This window comes from Methyloprofundus sp., from assembly GCF_965251085.1.
In the GTDB taxonomy this organism is placed as follows: domain Bacteria; phylum Pseudomonadota; class Gammaproteobacteria; order Methylococcales; family Methylomonadaceae; genus Methyloprofundus.
The window spans coordinates 2,011,381-2,031,434 of record NZ_OZ252594.1 but is presented as its reverse complement, the minus strand read 5'-3'; the positions used below and the strand labels follow the sequence as shown (position 1 = coordinate 2,031,434).

At 40.3% G+C, this 20,054-nt stretch carries 22 protein-coding genes and 1 pseudogene; 12 read left to right on the top strand and 11 right to left on the bottom strand.

What is annotated here, in order from left to right; all coding sequences use genetic code 11:
* Positions 1-114 precede the first annotated feature (114 nt).
* The 4 genes from ACQY3F_RS09365 to ACQY3F_RS09350 form a co-directional block, all read right to left on the bottom strand.
* Positions 115-288, bottom strand: a complete 174-nt coding sequence (locus tag ACQY3F_RS09365; protein ID WP_428354581.1) for a hypothetical protein — start codon at positions 286-288, stop codon at positions 115-117.
* Positions 289-357: 69 nt separating this feature from the next.
* The gene (locus ACQY3F_RS09360) at positions 358-1,554 is read right to left on the bottom strand and encodes an ISAzo13 family transposase (RefSeq protein WP_428352931.1); all 1,197 of its coding nucleotides are present in this window, start codon (positions 1,552-1,554) and stop codon (positions 358-360) included.
* A 43-nt stretch (positions 1,555-1,597) separates the two neighbouring features.
* Entirely contained in the window at positions 1,598-2,638 is a 1,041-nt protein-coding gene (locus tag ACQY3F_RS09355) for an ISAzo13 family transposase (RefSeq protein ID WP_428354579.1), read from the bottom strand.
* A gap of 43 nt (positions 2,639-2,681) precedes the next feature.
* Complete coding sequence (locus ACQY3F_RS09350) at positions 2,682-4,703, bottom strand: IS4 family transposase (RefSeq protein WP_428354578.1); 2,022 nt, start codon at positions 4,701-4,703, stop codon at positions 2,682-2,684.
* A gap of 334 nt (positions 4,704-5,037) precedes the next feature.
* Here ACQY3F_RS09350 and ACQY3F_RS09345 point away from each other — a divergent pair, with 334 nt between their 5' ends.
* The 3 genes from ACQY3F_RS09345 to ACQY3F_RS09335 all read left to right on the top strand — a co-directional run bounded on the left by ACQY3F_RS09345 (position 5,038) and on the right by ACQY3F_RS09335 (position 7,706).
* Positions 5,038-5,418, top strand: a complete 381-nt coding sequence (locus ACQY3F_RS09345; protein ID WP_428354577.1) for a hypothetical protein — start codon at positions 5,038-5,040, stop codon at positions 5,416-5,418.
* A gap of 231 nt (positions 5,419-5,649) precedes the next feature.
* Positions 5,650-6,921, top strand: coding sequence for a lipase maturation factor family protein (locus ACQY3F_RS09340; protein WP_428354576.1), 1,272 nt, complete (start codon positions 5,650-5,652; stop codon positions 6,919-6,921).
* Between the two features lie 59 nt (positions 6,922-6,980).
* Positions 6,981-7,706 carry a glutathione S-transferase family protein gene (locus tag ACQY3F_RS09335; RefSeq protein ID WP_428354574.1) on the top strand — a complete coding sequence of 242 codons (726 nt, stop codon included), beginning with the start codon at positions 6,981-6,983 and terminating at the stop codon, positions 7,704-7,706.
* A gap of 38 nt (positions 7,707-7,744) precedes the next feature.
* On the opposite strand, the gene ACQY3F_RS09330 is transcribed toward ACQY3F_RS09335, so the two are convergent.
* Positions 7,745-8,221, bottom strand: coding sequence for an MEKHLA domain-containing protein (locus ACQY3F_RS09330; protein ID WP_428354573.1), 477 nt, complete (start codon positions 8,219-8,221; stop codon positions 7,745-7,747).
* A gap of 151 nt (positions 8,222-8,372) precedes the next feature.
* On the opposite strand from ACQY3F_RS09330, the gene ACQY3F_RS09325 reads away from it, so the two are divergent.
* The 7 genes and pseudogenes from ACQY3F_RS09325 to ACQY3F_RS09295 all read left to right on the top strand — a co-directional run bounded on the left by ACQY3F_RS09325 (position 8,373) and on the right by ACQY3F_RS09295 (position 12,965).
* Positions 8,373-8,729: a hypothetical protein gene (locus tag ACQY3F_RS09325; RefSeq protein WP_428354572.1), complete on the top strand. Its 357-nt coding sequence runs from the start codon at positions 8,373-8,375 to the stop codon at positions 8,727-8,729.
* Positions 8,726-9,040, top strand: coding sequence for a hypothetical protein (locus tag ACQY3F_RS09320; RefSeq protein ID WP_428354571.1), 315 nt, complete (start codon positions 8,726-8,728; stop codon positions 9,038-9,040). The genes ACQY3F_RS09325 and ACQY3F_RS09320 overlap by 4 nt, the downstream gene beginning before the upstream one ends.
* Before the next feature lie 181 nt (positions 9,041-9,221).
* A pseudogene (locus tag ACQY3F_RS09315) lies at positions 9,222-9,530 on the top strand (EamA family transporter); the annotation flags it as partial.
* Between the two features lie 204 nt (positions 9,531-9,734).
* Positions 9,735-10,148 carry an alternative ribosome rescue aminoacyl-tRNA hydrolase ArfB gene (arfB, locus tag ACQY3F_RS09310; RefSeq protein WP_428354570.1) on the top strand — a complete coding sequence of 138 codons (414 nt, stop codon included), beginning with the start codon at positions 9,735-9,737 and terminating at the stop codon, positions 10,146-10,148.
* A 529-nt stretch (positions 10,149-10,677) separates the two neighbouring features.
* Complete coding sequence (locus ACQY3F_RS09305) at positions 10,678-11,892, top strand: cation:proton antiporter (protein WP_428354568.1); 1,215 nt, start codon at positions 10,678-10,680, stop codon at positions 11,890-11,892.
* Positions 11,893-11,899: 7 nt separating this feature from the next.
* Positions 11,900-12,328 carry a CBS domain-containing protein gene (locus ACQY3F_RS09300; RefSeq protein ID WP_428354566.1) on the top strand — a complete coding sequence of 143 codons (429 nt, stop codon included), beginning with the start codon at positions 11,900-11,902 and terminating at the stop codon, positions 12,326-12,328.
* A gap of 88 nt (positions 12,329-12,416) precedes the next feature.
* Positions 12,417-12,965, top strand: a complete 549-nt coding sequence (locus ACQY3F_RS09295; protein WP_428354564.1) for an ADP-ribosylglycohydrolase family protein — start codon at positions 12,417-12,419, stop codon at positions 12,963-12,965.
* Between the two features lie 846 nt (positions 12,966-13,811).
* Here ACQY3F_RS09295 and ACQY3F_RS09290 read toward each other — a convergent pair.
* Positions 13,812-14,474, bottom strand: coding sequence for an ISAzo13 family transposase (locus tag ACQY3F_RS09290; RefSeq protein WP_428354562.1), 663 nt, complete (start codon positions 14,472-14,474; stop codon positions 13,812-13,814).
* A gap of 135 nt (positions 14,475-14,609) precedes the next feature.
* Between ACQY3F_RS09290 and tnpA the strand changes: the two genes are divergently transcribed.
* Entirely contained in the window at positions 14,610-15,059 is a 450-nt protein-coding gene (gene tnpA, locus ACQY3F_RS09285; protein ID WP_428354560.1) for an IS200/IS605 family transposase, read from the top strand.
* On the opposite strand, the gene ACQY3F_RS09280 is transcribed toward tnpA, so the two are convergent.
* The gene (locus tag ACQY3F_RS09280) at positions 14,998-15,357 is read right to left on the bottom strand and encodes a putative transposase (protein ID WP_428354558.1); all 360 of its coding nucleotides are present in this window, start codon (positions 15,355-15,357) and stop codon (positions 14,998-15,000) included. The genes tnpA and ACQY3F_RS09280 overlap by 62 nt on opposite strands.
* Before the next feature lie 79 nt (positions 15,358-15,436).
* Here ACQY3F_RS09280 and ACQY3F_RS09275 point away from each other — a divergent pair, with 79 nt between their 5' ends.
* Positions 15,437-16,633, top strand: a complete 1,197-nt coding sequence (locus ACQY3F_RS09275; protein WP_428352931.1) for an ISAzo13 family transposase — start codon at positions 15,437-15,439, stop codon at positions 16,631-16,633.
* Here the strand turns inward: ACQY3F_RS09275 and ACQY3F_RS09270 are convergent, their stop codons facing one another.
* The 4 genes from ACQY3F_RS09270 to ACQY3F_RS09255 form a co-directional block, all read right to left on the bottom strand.
* Positions 16,634-18,052: a putative transposase gene (locus tag ACQY3F_RS09270; RefSeq protein ID WP_428354557.1), complete on the bottom strand. Its 1,419-nt coding sequence runs from the start codon at positions 18,050-18,052 to the stop codon at positions 16,634-16,636. It abuts the gene before it with no gap.
* A 59-nt stretch (positions 18,053-18,111) separates the two neighbouring features.
* Positions 18,112-18,576: a hypothetical protein gene (locus ACQY3F_RS09265; RefSeq protein WP_428353027.1), complete on the bottom strand. Its 465-nt coding sequence runs from the start codon at positions 18,574-18,576 to the stop codon at positions 18,112-18,114.
* 264 nt (positions 18,577-18,840) lie between these two features.
* Positions 18,841-19,449, bottom strand: coding sequence for an ISAzo13-like element transposase-related protein (locus ACQY3F_RS09260; RefSeq protein ID WP_428354555.1), 609 nt, complete (start codon positions 19,447-19,449; stop codon positions 18,841-18,843).
* A gap of 200 nt (positions 19,450-19,649) precedes the next feature.
* Positions 19,650-20,039 (bottom strand): single-stranded DNA-binding protein, encoded by a 390-nt coding sequence (locus tag ACQY3F_RS09255; RefSeq protein ID WP_428357648.1) that lies wholly within the window; start codon positions 20,037-20,039, stop codon positions 19,650-19,652.
* Positions 20,040-20,054: the final 15 nt, after the last annotated feature.

The window sequence follows — 20,054 nt, the reverse complement described above, 5'->3', positions numbered from 1 at the left end:
CCGGCACACAAAAGCTGCAAAGCTGCGTACCCTCGCCACATGATTTGATGACCGGGCGGGGGATCTTTTTTCCGCCCCAGATGTCCTCCAATTCTTGCTACCAATTGTACAGCTTCACCTAGTAACAAAGGGGGTTTTAATCTTTTTTTTTGCGTAGGCGTGCAGGGTACGCAATTCAACATCAGAAAATAATATTTCAGCAGGAAGCTCAGGCGTTTCTCTACCCAGAAGCGTCATGAGCATGATCCGCCAGGCGATAACCAGATTGATACCAATCGCCCGACGCAACCGCTCAGCCGTTTCATGAGCAAGATCGTCAATTTTACAGCCTGATTTTAGGGAGATGGAAAGAAATAATCATCCAGAACAACCAGGAGAAATGGTCAAAAACCATTTCTCCAACGATGGCATTCGGTCAACAAACTGATAATACGTCTTCATTGCTTTTTTACCTACCTTTACTCCTGTTTCATATATTTTTTCTGTTAATTTAACAATAGGTGCTTTGCCATTGTAGGTCATACTTTTGGCAAATTTTAAAGTTGTTTCAACTGTATCCATTATGTCGCCACTAATATGATTTTCATAGGCTCCCCATACTCGTTCAATTGGGTTATATTTACTATGATAAGGAGGGTAGTAGGCCAGTTTTATCTTTATGTTGCTTTTTTCAGCAAACTCCACAAGCCTTTTTATAAACTGAGTTCTGGAGCTACTGTTCTCCATACCATTGTCAGCGTTAATTGTCAGAATATCTACTCCATATTTTTCTTGAATTTCTGGCCAAATTTCTTCCAATCGGTCAACGATGAAATCACTGCTGGCATAGCCTGCTGTAAAGAAAAGGAAAAAATCATCATGTTCAGGCAGATAAAAACCAAAAGGAGTTAACTTTTCCTTAACATCTAAATCATGATCCTCTGCTTTTGTTAAAACCCGATTTCGTCCTCCCCGTGAAAAATTTCCTATATTCATTCTTGCTTTGGCATCAATTGATATACGAATCTCTTTTGGGTTGATATCTGCCATTCCATTGACTGAATGAACTTGTTCAAAAATTGCATCCGTTTCCTTGATTTTCTTATGAGGCTTTGTTTTTTGTACCTTTTTTGGATGGTAACTCAGGTCATTTAATTTTGTATTGATAGTTTTTGAGCAAGGTAATGTTTTTTCATCGTAATAATCAATCTCCAGTAAACGTTTTCTAACTTCTTTAGCCGTTAGCCGGGTATATAATCGACAGGAATTAAAAGAGGGATCCGTTTGACACTCCGGTTCAGCAATTTTTTTTATGTCATCAAGTAGATGAGGAAAATGCTCTTCACTTTTATTACGCCCTCTCGCTGAAAAATTATCTTCTATGGGCTGAGTTTCAAGTTCATATTGTCCTTTTCGGATAGTGCCTCTATTCCATCCTAGTTTTTCTTCAGCAATACTTGCACCACCTGAGCCTAGTAGCTCCACCGTTTCAGCCATGAATATACGACGTACCGAGCCTTTTAAACGATGGGCTGTATTTATAATCCAACCTATAATGCTATCTGTTAATATCAACAAGCTTATCTGCCTAGTGTGAGAATAAATTCAGAATTCATTATTATAAATTATTGAGACACAAGCTTACTTCGTTTGGATGATTATTTCTTTCCATCTCCCTAATATGATTTTCATAGGCTCCCCATACTCGTTCAATTGGGTTATATTTACTATGATAAGGAGGGTAGTAGGCCAGTTTTATCTTTATGTTGCTTTTTTCAGCAAACTCCACAAGCCTTTTTATAAACTGAGTTCTGGAGCTACTGTTCTCCATACCATTGTCAGCGTTAATTGTCAGAATATCTACTCCATATTTTTCTTGAATTTCTGGCCAAATTTCTTCCAATCGGTCAACGATGAAATCACTGCTGGCATAGCCTGCTGTAAAGAAAAGGAAAAAATCATCATGTTCAGGCAGATAAAAACCAAAAGGAGTTAACTTTTCCTTAACATCTAAATCATGATCCTCTGCTTTTGTTAAAACCCGATTTCGTCCTCCCCGTGAAAAATTTCCTATATTCATTCTTGCTTTGGCATCAATTGATATACGAATCTCTTTTGGGTTGATATCTGCCATTCCATTGACTGAATGAACTTGTTCAAAAATTGCATCCGTTTCCTTGATTTTCTTATGAGGCTTTGTTTTTTGTACCTTTTTTGGATGGTAACTCAGGTCATTTAATTTTGTATTGATAGTTTTTGAGCAAGGTAATGTTTTTTCATCGTAATAATCAATCTCCAGTAAACGTTTTCTAACTTCTTTAGCCGTTAGCCGGGTATATAATCGACAGGAATTAAAAGAGGGATCCGTTTGACACTCCGGTTCAGCAATTTTTTTTATGTCATCAAGTAGATGAGGAAAATGCTCTTCACTTTTATTACGCCCTCTCGCTGAAAAATTATCTTCTATGGGCTGAGTTTCAAGTTCATATTGTCCTTTTCGGATAGTGCCTCTATTCCATCCTAGTTTTTCTTCAGCAATACTTGCACCACCTGAGCCTAGTAGCTCCACCGTTTCAGCCATGAATATACGACGTACCGAGCCTTTTAAACGATGGGCTGTATTTATAATCCAACCTATAATGCTATCTGTTAATATCAACAAGCTTATCTGCCTAGTGTGAGAATAAATTCAGAATTCATTATTATAAATTATTGAGACACAAGCTTACTTCGTTTGGATGATTATTTCTTTCCATCTCCCTTAGCACACGATGCCAGTCTTCAATTCGCCAGCGCAACGTATACCAACGCAAACACTTTTCAATGTCCTTTGCGGATTCAATTTTAATCGTTGTCAGTAAAAACCACTCGACGGCCTTTGTGCCTTGAGGCGGGTTTTCTTCTAGCGCATGGATAAGCTGTATTTCAACCGGCTCTTTGTCATGATAATAGCTGGGAGCAGGGAGTTGTATGGCTAAGTGACGCAATGCCAGTTCTGCCCGCCTTCCTGGTCTTGCTGCTTTGGCTTTTTGCTTGCTTTTTTTAGGTCGGGCACTTTGCTGGGGAACATTCACGCTGACTCGACTTTGTACGCTGGTTTCACGAATGGCTGCGAACAGTTTGAAGGGGGATTGATTAATATTACGGTCGTGCTGAGCACGAATAAGCAGTTCAACACGGGGGTTTTTTCTTTGTTCATCAAACAATTCAAAAAAATCAGCTTCCCGGTCACAGACATTAACCAGTTGTGTTTGCGGCATGGTGGCCGCTAATTCAACTAAATCACGGTGGTGCTCTATCCAGACAAAGGTCTTTTTTTCTTCAATCGGTATTTTTGATGGTTTACGTTTGTCATCGGGCAACCGGGGGTGCGGGGCAATACACTGTGCTTTTAGGACGCCCAATGGCAATCCGTTTGGCGCAATGGCGAAGCTTGAGTGTAAAGTCAGTCCTTTGGTTTTTGCACCGGTCTGGTTGGCTTTCAACTCCCCTAAACCACTGCATTTATCCAGGTTTGTGTAGTTGAGTTCACTGCCATCTTGCAGACATAGAACCGTTTTTTGCCCCATCATTCGTCGCGCTGTCCGTTCGCGGTGAGGTTGCAAGATATTTTCCAGATTAACGGCTGAGCCTTCTGGCTGGTCAATCATGCGATAGTAGGCCTTGGTGGCTGGCCAGTCACCTTCAACTGTCCCTGAGAAGGCACTGCCAGGGTTCTGGGATTTTGCATCAGCGACGTTGACGAGTCTTTTGCTTAATCGTTTATCGCCCAGTGGCGCACCGCCAAATTCATGTTCGGCCCATTGCTCAGCATCCAGTCCTTCACTGATAGCCAGTGCGCCCAGACCTGCATTGGCTGATAATCCCAGCTGTTTCCTGAAAGAGGTATCGAGTGGGTACATATAAATCGTTTTTTGACTTAATGTCGAGTCATTATGCCGGTCCTGGCGTCCCCGCCCTTTGGTTTTTCCGATGGCCAACCAGTTTGAAGCCTTATAGCAGGTGCCCGAATAGTGCTCGGTATCAACAAAGCTTTCAATGAGCAAGGGTGAGTATCCATACTGCCGGTTAAAATCTTTTGCTATCGTTGCCATGCTCATGCCCAGTACTTTCGATGCCAGGTATTTGCAATTGACGCTGGGACGGATCAAAAAACGACTCATCCCTACGATCCTATGGAGCTGCGCTTGACGCTCTTCTTGATTCCAGCCTATCCATTGATCGCGGGCGGATAATTGCAAAGCCGGCGCGGCATACCCAATCCCTCCTAACCAGCCATGCTCGGAACGAATCAGGTAGCGCATTTGCCGGCCCACCAATGTTGCGGCTTTCAGGTAGTGCTCTGTGAGCATCAGTTCATTCCAGATTCGCATCTGCTCTGCCTCTTGTACTGGTACCAATTCAAGCGCTGTAATGTGAATGACTTCAGCGGGTACATCAACAGGGTGCGGCACGGAGTCCGTTAAGCGACGGGGTGATTTAGTGCCTGTTTTGTGTTGCGCCTTAGGGAGCTCAAAATGTCCCGATGATTCTAGATCACGGAGTGCTTTCAGGCAGCCACTGGTTTGCATTTTCCCGCGTGCATCGTGAAATTCAAAGTGTGTACAGACTTGTTTGGCTAAATCGCTTCTATGTGCAACTCCCTTGCCTCCCAGTAATTGTTTGATGTATTCTATATTGCTTGATAAGGAGAGTGTTCGTTTGATTTGGTGTTGTTTATTCATGCCTTATAGCATGCAATAATTATTCTTTATTGTCCAGCTGTAATTTATGGGTAATAGGCAGGCCTAGGGTGTAATAAAACCACGTTCTTAGAACGTGGATATTTAATTCCATGGAGTTTAAAGAACCACTGCAGTAGTGCTTGCAACGCGAATCTGAAATTTTTAGCAAGTGCGGAGGAATCAAGAGCTTGTGCTAGAAACCGCGCTCAACTGATTTTTCCAGGATAATTTCTACGGGCGTGTATCTCTCCAATCTATGAAAATATAATTGCATATAGGCTTTGAAAACTAGAGTATAGTGAAAGTTGTCTTAATTCTATATTGGAGCGAGTTTATGAATATTATTAAAATGATGACTGTCTTATTGCTTACCGTATTTAGTAGTAACGTACTAGCCTATGGCAGTAGCAGCAGTAGTAAAAAAGCATGTAAAAAACCAAAATTCACTGAATTCACTCCACCTCATTTAGAAGTAGTCGCAGCGCAATCGAAATTTTCCTTCAAGACTTCTATGTTCACTAATCCAGATAGCATTAAGGTCAGTGTAAAAAAGCAGCCTGTGGAAGTCAGCGTCGATAAGGTCAATAATGCTTATCAGGTTTCTGGAACGCTCCCTGCTAGTTTAAAGGGAACCTATGCCCGGGTCGAGATTAACGCGAAAGGCACAAATAACTGTAAAGGCAGTGATGGTTGGTTGTTGAATATCGAAGAGTAAATACTTTTTTATTGACTTTTCTTTAAGATAATCTCGTGCTTTAGCCGTTTGCGCATGAGGCTATTTTCTAAAGCTATCTGGAATACTTACAGTTCAGATTATATTTTACTGAGCTGGGTTTTTTTAAGAGCTTTGGCACTGATCTACTTTTTTGCCTTTGCATCACTCTCAGTGCAGATAGAAGGGTTAGTGGGTGCGAATGGCCTACTGCCTGCCAGCAGTTATTTAGCTTTGATTGAACAAATTTATCAAGGACAAAAATTCTGGCATACACCGACTATTTTCTGGTTTGATGCTTCAGATATAATGCTTGGTTTTGTCTGTTATGCAGGTATGGCAGCCGCATTTCTAGTGTTACTTAATATTTTTACCCGGCCTGCATTAATTAGCTGTTACTGCCTGAATCTGTCACTCGTTGAGATCGGTCAGGACTTTACGCATTTTCAATGGGATGTATTATTACTTGAAGTAGGTTTTTTAGCGATTTTTTTGACTTGGGGTTCGGGGATTATTGTGCTGGTATATCGCTGGTTACTCGCTCGGTTTATGTTTATGGGTGGATTGCTCAAGGTTGCCAGCGGTGATCCTAGTTGGGCAAATTGGAGTGCTTTGAATTTTCATTATGAAACTCAGCCTTTACCTACACCCGTTGCTTATTATGCTCATCAATTACCAGGATGGATCCACAAAGCAAGTGTCGGTGGGATGTTTTTTATTGAGCTGATCGTACCATTTTTTGTTTTTCTGCCCAGACCCTTCCGGATTTTTGCCTGTTGCGCTTTTATCCTGCTACAAAGTGGTATTATTCTCACAGGCAATTATAATTTTTTTAATCTATTAGTCTTGATGCTGTGCCTTTTTTTGCTAGAGGATCGAGATATTAAAAAAATATTGTCGCCGCGACTGATCGTTTATATTCAACAGCATAAAGCACTGCCGGGGAGTGTTGCTCATACGTTTGCAGGTCTATGGGGAGGGCTGATAATAATAATTTGCCTTAGCCAGGTTTGGCTATATCAGGCACACAAACCCCTGTATAAACCGCTCAAATCAATACTTAGAACAACATCAATTTTTTCTCTAGTCAATAACTACGGTCCCTTTGCTGTAATGACCACACAACGAAAAGAAATCATTGTGCAGGGTTCAACTGATGGACAATACTGGTTAGATTATGAATTCAAATACAAACCAGGGAATTTAAATCGCGACCTTAGCTGGATTATTCCGCATCAACCACGACTGGACTGGCAAATGTGGTTTGCTGCTCTGGGGCCGCCGCGTAAAGATTCCTGGTTTGATGGCTTGCTGAAACAGCTGCTACTAGGTTCTCCGCAGGTTCTGTCGTTGCTACTAGAAAATCCATTTGCGGATAACCCTCCTAAGTACGTTCGGGCTGTTTTGTATCGTTATACTTTTACGACATTAGAGCAAAAGCGTAGTAATAATCAAGTCTGGCAGCGCCAGTATGAAGGCGTTTACTGGCCTGTTAGTCGCTTGTAATGGTTTGATTAACCGGAAAAATTTATAATCATTGTCATAACATATTTATAGGCCTACCTATGATCACTTTATATCAATTTCCTATCTCGCATTATTGCGAAAAAGTGCGCTGGGCACTAGATTATAAACAATTAGACTATCAGGTGAAAAACCTGCTACTGGGTTTTCATAGTTTAACAACTAAAAAAATAGCAGAACAATCATCAGTGCCCGTCATAGTTGATGATGAAATGGTTATTCAAGGTTCTGCCAAGATTATCACCTATCTAGATGAGCATTATCCAGAACGCAGTCTTAGCCCCGAAGATGAACAGTTAAAAGCACAGGCTATAGAATGGGAGTGCTACGTTGATCGTGAAATAGGCCCACATATTCGTCGCTGTTGTTACCATATTTTGTTACAACACCCTGATATTGTCATTCCATTTTTTACTCATAATGGCCCCTGGTATGGGCCCATGCTGCTACGAATGAAATATCCATTATTAAAAGTCATGATGCAGAAAATAATGAAAATTAGTGAGGCATCAGCTTGGGAATCTCAGCTAAAACTAACTGTGGCTATTGATAAACTGTATCAGCATTTTCAAAACCATGATTTTCTGGTGGGTGGTCAATTTACCCGGGCAGATTTGGCGGCTGCTGCTTTATTAGCGCCTTTTTGTATGCCTGAAAAATATGGTCTGGATTGGCCAGAGCGTTTACCTAAAGAACTGGAAGAGCTTATTGCAGTGTATCAGGAGAGAATAGAGTGGGTGAATAATATTTATACTCTGTACAGGTAACCTGATGTGTACAGAATTGTGATTAATTTCGAGTTGCCTTATAGTTCTGACCATTGATAAAAGACGGCAGCTTGACCATAATAGGTGCCTTTTTTGTCGACAATATTCCACACAGTTGCCTCTTCAATCATGAAGTGTTCACCTGTTGAGGATATTCTTTCGCCTCGGTAATCATCTATAAATCCGTACTGACTGACACGAGCCAGGAGTTGCTGACGCTCTGCTTGATTTACGGGTTCTGCTGATTTTTGCGAGGGCAAAGTCGTAAACTCTAACCATTCCATTTGAAAAACATTGAGCGCGGTTTGATTGGCATAATTAAAAACCGGGTTAACTTCAGTGCCATGCGAGACTACTCCGAAGGGCGCTTCAAATAAGGCACGGTATATATTATCGCAAGGCCGCACGTATTCTAGTAAATCTTTACCAGTCCAATGCAGGTAACTAGAGGCTAGTAATTCTACATGTTCAGCTAAATAGTGGTTGTCAGGGCCAGGCTTATTTATGGAATGCATGCTTGTAATTATATGTGTTAATGAATATCAGAGTAGGGTGTTTTTAATATTTCAATTCCCGGTTTTAATTTTTTAATCTCACATATAATTTTGTGTGCTGGACGTATTATAATATTAAAATGCAATAATTCATGTAAGTAGTGACGAAGGGTTGTTAACCGGTATATACGGAAGCTATGCGCTTGTTGAAAAAACAGCGAAGGAAATAGAAATAGTGAAAAGCCAAGTAAATAAAACCATAATATCTACAGTTATCGCGCTATTGGCTTTTGCAGGAAATTCAGTTTTATGCCGATTGGCTTTGGGTGAAACTTCTATTGATGCGGCTAGTTTCACAAGTATCCGTTTGTTAGCAGGTATTGTTGTATTAGCGCTTATTTTAAAAATAAGTTCTAGGCAGAAAGCAGCGAGTTCAAAAGGAAGCTGGTTTGCATCCTTTATGTTATTTCTGTACGCAGTGAGTTTTTCCTATGCTTATATTTCTTTAGATACAGGGACGGGGCATTGATTTTATTCGCAGCCGTGCAGTTCACTATGGTTTTCATCAACTTGTTATCAGGCAATAAGCTGCATTTTGCTGAATGGCTAGGGCTCATTATTGCATTCTCAGGGTTTGTCTATTTTGTATTACCCAGCCTGACCAGCCCTTCATTAACGGGATTTATTTTGATGACAGTTGCGGGTATTGCATGGGGCTTCTATACGCTTAAAGGCCGGGTTTCAAAAGCAACCTTAAACCTAGAAACCGCAGTTGAGCAGGGATTTTGTGGAAAATCTGAGTGCGCAAGACAAGGCACCGCTAGCGGGCAATGGCCGTAGCCCTTGGCAATAAGCTGTAACGCAGTATTTCGCGCTTAGATTTATTCACAAAACCGTGAAGCGGAGTCTGTTCACCCAGCAGGGGATAAGTTGTTACGGTCATTATGATTTATATTCAAATGCTTAGAGTGCTTTTTAGCGTTCAACTGCGGTTTTTAGGTTAAACGATACGGCTTATAACTTTATCCGTACAACTCCGATGCTTGTTATTTTAATGCTTATAACATTTCAAGAGGCTTGGTTATCACTACAAGGCGTGTTGTTGGCCGTGATATCAGGGGCAATAACCTCAGGCATAGGCTATGCCGTTTGGTATAGTGCACTTAATGGGCTATCAGTGACACAAGCAGCTGTTGTACAACTATTTGTACCTATCATTGCAGCGATAGGTGGGGTGCTTTTTGCCAATGAAGTGATTAGCCTGCAACTGGTGCTATCAGCATTATTGATTCTCGGTGGAATATTAATCGTTGTAAGTACCCAGGTATAATTAATTTAACAAATTTTACGCAGGATTTTTTTTCATTTTCAAGGCGCATAAATAGACGCATAGCTGGCTACGCAACTATTTATGCAACGCTGAAAATGAGGAAAAAGACAAGTAAAATGTTGAATTAATTATGTCTGGATACTTATTAGGCCGGTCTTCTTTTGTACGCTCAGAGTTAGCAAAAATAAAACAAGGAAAATAACCGTGCTAGAAATTTCTAATCATGTTTCCATTCCAGACAATGAAATTGAAATTTCAGCGATCCGCGCACAGGGCGCTGGTGGTCAGAATGTTAATAAAGTCTCGTCAGCTATTCATCTACGTTTTGATATTAATGCTTCATCACTGCCCGAGTTTTATAAGCTACGGCTTTTAAGTTTGCGTGATAAACGCATCACCAAAGACGGCATTATTATTATTAAGGCTCAAAAATATCGCACTCAGGAAAAAAACCGAGAAGATGCATTTGAGCGCCTGTTGGAAATTATTAAACAAGTTACGGTCGTGCAAAAAGTAAGAAGGCCGACAAAGCCTACCAGAGGTTCTCAAAAAAGAAGGATGGATAGTAAGACCAAACGAAGTAAGACTAAAGCCCTGCGAGGTAAGGTGTTGGATTAGTGCTTGTGAAATAGCAAAGTCATAGTGTTTTATTATTTGATTACATGTCACTACTCAGCGTATCTGAGTAGTGACAAAAATAGATTGTATATTTCCAGCCAGGCACCAGAGAAGCAGGTATTTGATAAAAAAAATCATGATAGAACAAGCGTTTTGTAGGATGGGCAAAGGAGGTACGACGTGCCCATCATGTTTTCGTTGATGGGCACGGATGAAGCCCTTTGCCCATCCTACCGTGTTTATTTTGCTGTAACTACTCAGCTTGTCTGAGTAGTTACGATTACATATAGCCTTTAGTCACTATTAACATTCATTGTAGCCCGTTATGAAGCTTGCTGAATACGGGGTATTCGTGGCTCAGGCTGATCATTGCTTTTTGGGTGTACGGCAGGACAAGGGTCGAGTTGTACAGGGGTGTTAACATAAGCTTGGAGTAATCGAGTCATTCTCATTCAGGTGAGCCGCACCTTGCTTTAAGAAATCAGCCATAAATGTGGTGTTGCCTGTTTGTTTAGACTATAGTTTTAGTATGCAAATAGAGCAATCAAATATATTACTCATAGGTCTATTACTACTTGTAGGCCTTTTTTCAGGACAAGTAGCAAGTAAAATGGGTATCCCCCGAGTGGCCGCCTATGTGCTTACCGGAACCTTGTTTTCCCCTGAATTTTTGGGTCGTTTTATAACAGTGACTTCTGATGACTGGTCGCTACCTCTGACACACTCGGCTTTAGCCATTATTGCCTTTATTATTGGCGGCTCAATTACGGCTGCACAATTACAGCGTATGGGGAAATCGATAATCGGCATTGCACTCGGCGAGTCAATGGGTGCTGCAATTGCTGTGTTTTGCGGATTGTTATTATTAGCGCCATCCGTAGGTAGCATTCCGCTTTTATCCATTGCACTCATATTCTCAGCAATTTCCACGACAACCGCACCTGCCGGAACAATTGCTGTTTTACATCAATACCGGGCAAAAGGGCAACTCAGCACTACTTTACTGGGAGTTGTTGCTTTAGATGATGCCCTAGGCATCATTTTCTTTGCCGTGGTCATGGCTTTTCTCACGGGAGGGTCAGTTGAACATAATATTGAAATAGCTTTGACTGAAATTTCACTGGCGATTATTGCCGGTATCATTGCTGGCTTTTTTTTAGCCAAACTGGCAGCCTATGCACATAAAACAAACATGTTACTGCCATTAATCCTAGGCTCTATTTTTGTCATTTCGGGTTTAGCTGAAATGTTTCACTTTTCAGTCTTGTTATCTGCCATGGCTCTGGGTTTTGCTTCTCGTTTCTTCCTGTTTTCTGCAGGTGATAAATTGTTTGGCTCAATTGATTTTTTAGAAGAAACAGTATTCCTGTTATTTTTTACTCTGGCTGGAACGCATTTTCATTCAGCTGTTTTCTTGCAGCATATAGATCTTATTCTGGTTTACTTTTTTGCCAGAATTCTGGGTAAACTTATGGGCTCAGCCTTTGGTGCAAAAATTACTAAAGCGCCCATCGAAGTAACTCGCTGGCTGGGTTTTGCCTTAATTCCTCAAGCGGGTGTTGCTGTGGGTCTAGCACTAACATTAAGCCATCAAGCTGAATTTAAAGAGATCAGTTTGCTGGTTATCAATGTGATATTAGCAACGACTATCGTTTATGAATTTATAGGCCCTTTAACGGCCCGGTTTGCTCTACAACGTGCAGGTGAAATACCTGTTGTTAAACTAGGCGAGCATAAAAAATAGGTAAGCTATGAAAGTATCAGACTGGTTAAGTAAGCACCCAACACATGCTGGCGTTGTTCAAGAAGACTGGAGCCTGGAACAGATTATGCAAAAACTTCTGAGTAATTCCAGGTTAAATGATTTATATGTACAGGATGAAAAACATAGAGTCGTAGGTCATCTAAGTTATAAAAAACTGGCAAAACTTGTTTTGGCAGAACATTGTGCGGCGCATACACGCAGCCAAATTCTTGAACGAGTCGCCGCAGGCTCTGCAGCAGAGCTAATGGAAGTGCATTTTGCCAGTGCCACTGCAGATGAAGAGCTTGGTGAAATAATTTTTCGCCAATTAGATCATTGGGTAGAAGATCTGCCAGTTATTGATCAGGACGGTAAATTACTCGGGGTTATTAATTTATCGGATGTTTTGCTGGCGGTGATGAAATCAGGAAACTAAGTTTTGAGCTGATATGGACTGATAATAAGATATATGGCGGGGCTTTAAAGGAGAGTTTAAATATCGATCGAGTCTGACCCTATTGGTTATGACCCTATTGGTTACAGATAGTATTGCTGCATTTGCTGGTGGTCTGGTAGGTGCATTGAATGGACAAAAAATCATCCCTGAACGATGGAAAACCGTACAAGATATAAATTATTTAGATAAAATTTCAGAAAGACTTTTAGAAATATCTGAAGGTAGAGCAGAATTTAATGATATACCTATTGAGCCAACCCCTATATCAATTAATGTTATCAATTTAGATAATCATAAAAAAGGAGATAAGATATATTTTGAGCCACTAGGAAATGGATTTATAACACGAATAGATAGGCAAGATGCAATAACAAAAGGAAAATATAATATTATCTTGTCCGTTGATTTTGAATTAGGTCAGAGTTGTGTGTTTTCAAAACTGCTAAGCATGAATGATGATTCACTAGAAGATAACAAAAATAGCTGGCTATCCACAAATAGATTAAAGTTTAATGATAAAGAATACAATGAGTTGAAAAGTTTAAAAATGAAAAAGAACTGGGAAAAGATTATTGAGCTGCTATTAACTAAAATTCCTGATGGTAATGAGCAATAATCGCATAAAAAACATGCACAAGGATAAAATATAGGTACATTCGTTCCTTACTACGCTTTATTTTGTTAATGAGGTTAAGCATTATTTCGGTAACTTTTCACTGATTTCAATGTGGTGCCTGAAGTTAGACTGGCTTAAAAACGATGTCATCTTATGTGAATTTAAGCTAAATTAGCTATGTACTTTACTGATTAAAAACTAGAGTTTATAAATTAATTAGCTACCCAGGCTTATTGCTTGGGTAGCAAAAGGAACCTTGATACCATAATTTCTAGTTTACTATTACTTGCAGCTTACCTCTAAAAATAGCGTAACAGCTGTAACACCCGTAACATTCGATATGAAACAGAATCTTACGATGTAGCAAAGTTTTCTTGTGTTATTACAATTTGACCTTGGTTTATTCACCTGATCAGCTAATATTAACAGATAGTCTATATATAAATATTAAGTTCAACAGAGCTAATGGTTCAAGCCTGAACGATATAAAATAAAGGTGGCCTGAAATTGTTACAGCAGTGACACTTGTTACGGACTTATTGAATCTAGCTTGATGAAAATAGATTAAAATTATGTCTATGCTATATCTAATTATCTTGTATTAAACGCACATACCAATGGGGTCAGACTCGATTGATATAAGGTCTCGATCATTGCCACCCTGAATCACATGCTGATGCTGACCGAGGATTTCAAGGCTAGGAAGACGAACCATTTTTTAAAGCCTAAATTTAGTAGTATGGCAAATTATAGCATATCAATCGAGTCTGACCCCTTTGGTCTGACCCCTTTGCTCCAACCCCCTTTGGTCGTTAAGGAACGTGCACGAAATAACTTGAGCAACTTCTAAAATTGCTTTTCAGGAACAGCAACATAATTCCATAGCCTAAGATGTTCATCAAAAACAATTCTCATGGAATCTTTAAACCCGGCCATAACCTTTCTGCCCGTTTCATAAACTCTATTTAAAATTGAGGCAAAAACTTTTAAACCAGACTTTGTTGTTGCCGTTTCTATCAATTCTTTTGTTAACTGGTGACTTGTTAAAACAACACCTTGCATTGCCCGAGTAATATGAGGAAAGGCTTTGTGCTCAACAGGATTCCATTTGGATGTGTAGGGAGGATAATGAGCAACGCGTATATTAATCCCAATTTCATCTGCCAAAACTTGTAAATCCTGTTTAAAAATATAGTGTCGAGATGAATTACTGCCACCTCCATCCATCAACATTAAAATAGAAGTGGCCTGCGAGTAGTAATGTATTCCATAGTTGTACCACCAATGGCGAAGCGAATCACAAGCAAATTCACTGGTGTCTCGACTTGTCCCTATAGTGACGTATGCCTCATTGCGTGTTTGATCATAAACGGTATGCGGTACGGCAACCCCCTCCGCCAATGACGGGAAATCATGATCAAAAACTTCAACAGTCTCAGTGGTATAAATCTTACCTTCACGAGATAAATTCCCTATTTGTTCCTTTTTCTTAGTGTCTACGCTAATCACTGGATTCCCAGCAACACTATATTACAACTTAGATAACCGCGCCCTGTGGGCGGGGGTAAAAAAAGCTTTGCGTAAAAGTCTGCTCAAGAGTATCAACTAGTTAAGTTGTTCCCGCAATTTAACTAGGAGAGACAAATGAGCAGATTTAAAAAATCATCACATGTCATATTGTTTTGCCAGTACCCTATTGTATTTGTACCAAAGTATCGTTATCGAGTTTTAAAAGGGGATATCGGAAAATTTGTTTACCAGAGTATTTATGCCCATACAGAAAGGTCAGGGTGTGAAATTATCGAATTAAATGTTCAGCCAGATCATGTCCACTTGCTTGTAAAGGTTCCGCCAAAGATTTCAATATCAGATTTAGTAGGAAAAGTGAAAGGAAAGACAGCGATTCAAGCTTTCCAGAAATTCCCAAATTTACGGACAAAGAAGTACTGGGGAAACCATTTTTGGTCGGCTGGTTATTGTGTTGATACCGTCAGACATCTTGATTCAGACGAAACTAATTTGAGACCATTTCCTAATTTTTTGCGGATGAAGTCAGCTCATAAATTAAGCGCAGATCGGTTCCTGGATAATTGAGTTCCGTTTGATTGAGTTGTTCAAATAACTTTTCTATTGCTTTATTACTTGCAGGTCGGGAAGTACTATGCACACGTATCCGAAGTTGTTTTTTTACTTCATCGGGTAATATATCTGCTTCTGTCACAAACAGCGTTTGTAATAGTTGCCTTGCCATCGGAAAGTCGATTGTCGGTGAGGTTAGCAGAGCGGCCATTGCTGTTTCTGCCCGATAAGCGATCATGTTGACAGTATCTATCAGCCGCTTTTTCCCTGGCAGAAGCTGTTCGAACTTAGGGAGATGGAAAGAAATAATCATCCAAACGAAGTAAGCTTGTGTCTCAATAATTTATAATAATGAATTCTGAATTTATTCTCACACTAGGCAGATAAGCTTGTTGATATTAACAGATAGCATTATAGGTTGGATTATAAATACAGCCCATCGTTTAAAAGGCTCGGTACGTCGTATATTCATGGCTGAAACGGTGGAGCTACTAGGCTCAGGTGGTGCAAGTATTGCTGAAGAAAAACTAGGATGGAATAGAGGCACTATCCGAAAAGGACAATATGAACTTGAAACTCAGCCCATAGAAGATAATTTTTCAGCGAGAGGGCGTAATAAAAGTGAAGAGCATTTTCCTCATCTACTTGATGACATAAAAAAAATTGCTGAACCGGAGTGTCAAACGGATCCCTCTTTTAATTCCTGTCGATTATATACCCGGCTAACGGCTAAAGAAGTTAGAAAACGTTTACTGGAGATTGATTATTACGATGAAAAAACATTACCTTGCTCAAAAACTATCAATACAAAATTAAATGACCTGAGTTACCATCCAAAAAAGGTACAAAAAACAAAGCCTCATAAGAAAATCAAGGAAACGGATGCAATTTTTGAACAAGTTCATTCAGTCAATGGAATGGCAGATATCAACCCAAAAGAGATTCGTATATCAATTGATGCCAAAGCAAGAATGAATATAGGAAATTTTTCACGGGGAGGACGAAATCGGGTTTTAACAAAAGCAGAGGATCATGATTTAGATGTTAAGGAAAAGTTAACTCCTTTTGGTTTTTATCTGCCTGAACATGATGATTTTTTCCTTTTCTTTACAGCAGGCTATGCCAGCAGTGATTTCATCGTTGACCGATTGGAAGAAATTTGGCCAGAAATTCAAGAAAAATATGGAGTAGATATTCTGACAATTAACGCTGACAATGGTATGGAGAACAGTAGCTCCAGAACTCAGTTTATAAAAAGGCTTGTGGAGTTTGCTGAAAAAAGCAACATAAAGATAAAACTGGCCTACTACCCTCCTTATCATAGTAAATATAACCCAATTGAACGAGTATGGGGAGCCTATGAAAATCATATTAGTGGCGACATAATGGATACAGTTGAAACAACTTTAAAATTTGCCAAAAGTATGACCTACAATGGCAAAGCACCTATTGTTAAATTAACAGAAAAAATATATGAAACAGGAGTAAAGGTAGGTAAAAAAGCAATGAAGACGTATTATCAGTTTGTTGACCGAATGCCATCGTTGGAGAAATGGTTTTTGACCATTTCTCCTGGTTGTTCTGGATGATTATTTCTTTCCATCTCCCTTATCTTCGTCTCTCAACTCTTGCCAGGTAATGTGTTTGGGCGTTTGGCTTAGTTGTTCCTTGATGGTTTTTAGTTCATTTTCATAATGCTCTATTTCTTCGAGTAATTCTGCTCGTTTTCTTTCCCATTTCTTGTATTTCACATCTTCCGTTTCATCTTTTTTAATCACCGGATGAAGTTCCATCGCTGCAAATCGAGATAGACGGTAATTGAGTTTGGATTGTATCGAATTACGCTGTCCTTCCTGTTGGCGCATATCAGGGTTGACCACCTTTTGGGTGTCGGATAGTGGCTCTATTCCATACTCCTGTAGCATATCTATCCCATAGTGGTGCTTCATATATCTAAAAAAGTTCTCTTGGCACCACCGGCTAAACATTCGCCCAGAAACAGCCGTCAATTCTAGTTCATAGGCTGTGGTAATAATACTGGTTTGGTGACCAGAATCAGTCAACTTGCGCACTTCTCTCATCCACATCGCCTGTTTTCCAGTTCCAACCAGACTGCCTCGTTCGGCGAGTTTCATGATGACTTTTTCACCACTCGGTAGGGTGATCTCCTGACTGGAAAAATTGTCCAGTGGCCAATTTTCGGTGGGAAATTTATGATAGGTCATGCAAGCGACACGATGCTTGTCCCACATCTTTCTAAAGAATGCGGGGCTATAGCCTTCTCTATCAAACACCAGGATAAAACGACAGGCTTGTTTGTTTTGCTGTAATGCTTGTGCACTCGGTTGATTCGGAATGTCTTTGAGTAATCGGGGGACGATATCTTCTTCCAGCGTTTTTAGTAAGCCCGGATCCACCGTTTTTTCAACGACAAAGAAGGGACGCCCCGTACCATCATTAACCCAGTAGTCGGTGATACCCCGTAAGCAGAGTTTTTCGCGTGAAACATGCCGTTTGGGAAGTTTAGTCAAGTGTCCATGATAGACACGGACATGACCATCTATGTAGAGTGTTCCTGCTGCCTCTGGTTCATTTTCCATCCATTGTCGACTGAGGTCGGCCGCCCAGCTTTCGACTGATTTTGGTTCAGCCAGTCCTTTTACTTTGGATCTTAAACAACGCACTTCGGGAGCCCGATCCAGGCCAAGTAGTTTTCCGAATTCACCCGGTGCATGCTCGCGAAGTTGTTCGGCATTTTTGATGCGACATAGCCCCATAAAGGCGAGTAGCAATAGAATATGAAAGGTTTGATAGTAACCTGTCAGTTTGCCCAGGTGGCGCTCAATGTCATTTAATAAGCCATTGCCAAGTAACGCGGGCAATGCACATAACACACCGCCTTTAGGAACATCTAAACAGGATTCGAATTCGATTGAGGCTCCCTTTTCCTGCTCACCCAAAGCAGCCTGGATTCGCTCTTCTACTCGAGTGCAGGCCGTACCAAGCACATCGGCTGCATTGGCATCTATAATATCACGGGCTGATTTGGTACTGCCATCATTGGGGTCTATTGATGCGGCAGACTTTTTTTTAAACGTCCATCACTGATCGCCTTGCGAAAGGTATCTGCCCGGATGCCTAATTCTTTAGCGGCTTCGTTAGGCGTCATACCTTGATCCAGATATTCCTGAGCTTGCTGCAAAACCTCAAGCGTAAAGAGTGGTCCTCCCTTGCGAGTCGGGCGAGGTTCAAAAAACGAATCAGCCCCTTTTTCTCGTAGTTGCCTTAATGAGCGCATAACACTACTTTTAGAGACACCAAAGGTTGTAATAATATCGATTGAACGACAGGAACCGGTATTGATGAGTTGAGAGGTGTGAAGTCTAAATAATCTCTTATTGTCAGCCTGGTGAGAATAGATCGGGATACCGCCGAGGAAATAAAACCACTCATCATTTCGGTTATCAACACTGACCTGACCATTTATAATAGTCGTACCCTGAGGAATTATTGGGAGCATGAGTTGCTGCATTAATTGAATACCTCGTATGATATGAGGGCTTAGTTTAACCTAAATGAGTACCATTTTCATTTCTTTAGCTGAAAATATCAATCATTTGACAATAATTCCCTAACCCTTTAATTATATTGCCTAGTTTAAGTTTTAATGGATTTCTTTCAGGATAGCGAATCAAGATGTCTGACCGTAGGTATGGATGCAGAAATGATCAGAAAGTATGTAAAGTTCCAGGATAATAAATAATCACTGAAATATTGGGAACAACTTGATCTTATTTCAGCAAGGCCCCATCGGGGTTTTGCTGAGAACGGCCTTATAGGCCGAACTCAAACCACGTTTTATAAGCGTGGGAGTTAATTTTTCTTTTAATTCGGTAATACGTTCAAATTGGGCATTACGATCCACATGACCTCCTCCAGCCTTATTTTTTAAGGGCTTCCGTTTTACATATCCATTCTTTTTCAATAATTGTCTAACAATATTACGACTGGCTTTAAAACCTTTTTTAGCTAATAAATCGCTAATATTAGCCCGCGTTAAATTTGTCCATTTTTGCGTTTCATCCATTGGGTTACCTGCCGTATGCTCTGTAAGCAAAAGTAGAAAAACCTCATTAATATCAGGCTGTTTTTCAAGGGTTGCCTTTCGACCGCCTCCCTTACGTCTACTGCGATTTTGGTCAATCGTTTCTTCCTCCTGAAGTGCTTCAATTCCAAATTGAACAGTATTGCGTGAACAATTAAAAAGCTTAGCAATATAAGTAACCCCACCAAAAGCAAGTTTTAAAGCTTCAATGCCTGCATATAAGCGTCTATTTTTCTCTGGCAGATGACTGTAAAATTCTTGCATCCGCTCTTCTATCTCTTTTGCATAAGCTATAATCATTCGTTAATTATTTCTTTCCATCTCCCTAAGGTGACATACTGTCCTCTCTGGTCAACGTAAATACCACTTGGCGGGGCTAGCGCATAAACAGTAAAGCTAATCCCGGATAGCAAGAAAAATAAAACAGCATAAGCATTAACTCGCTTAAAAAAATGCATATCAATACCTAATTGTAAGTTTTTAAAATACCGGATAAGGAATTAACTAACACGGGCACCTGACTTAACATCACGCTTATTTTTAAACAGCAGACTCTCAACACACAGACTGTCAATAAAAAATGAATCCGCTGATAACCGCAGTTCGTTTTTCATTTCACCACTGGATTCATCAGTCCATGACTCTTCACGCATACTCCCTTTAACAAATATCCGCGAACCTTTTTTTAATAAGCGCATCGCTTCATCAGCACGAAATCCCCAAATATCAACAGACAACCAAAAGCCACCTTTCTCCTTAAAACCACCGTCCTGCCTATCGGGAACTTGACGATCAAAATACACCCGCATATTACATACACTACGAGATTCATTTTGTTCACCAACCCCATCCACTATCGTTAACTGCGGTGCCATCCCTAGGTTACCAATACCGGTTCCTGTCGT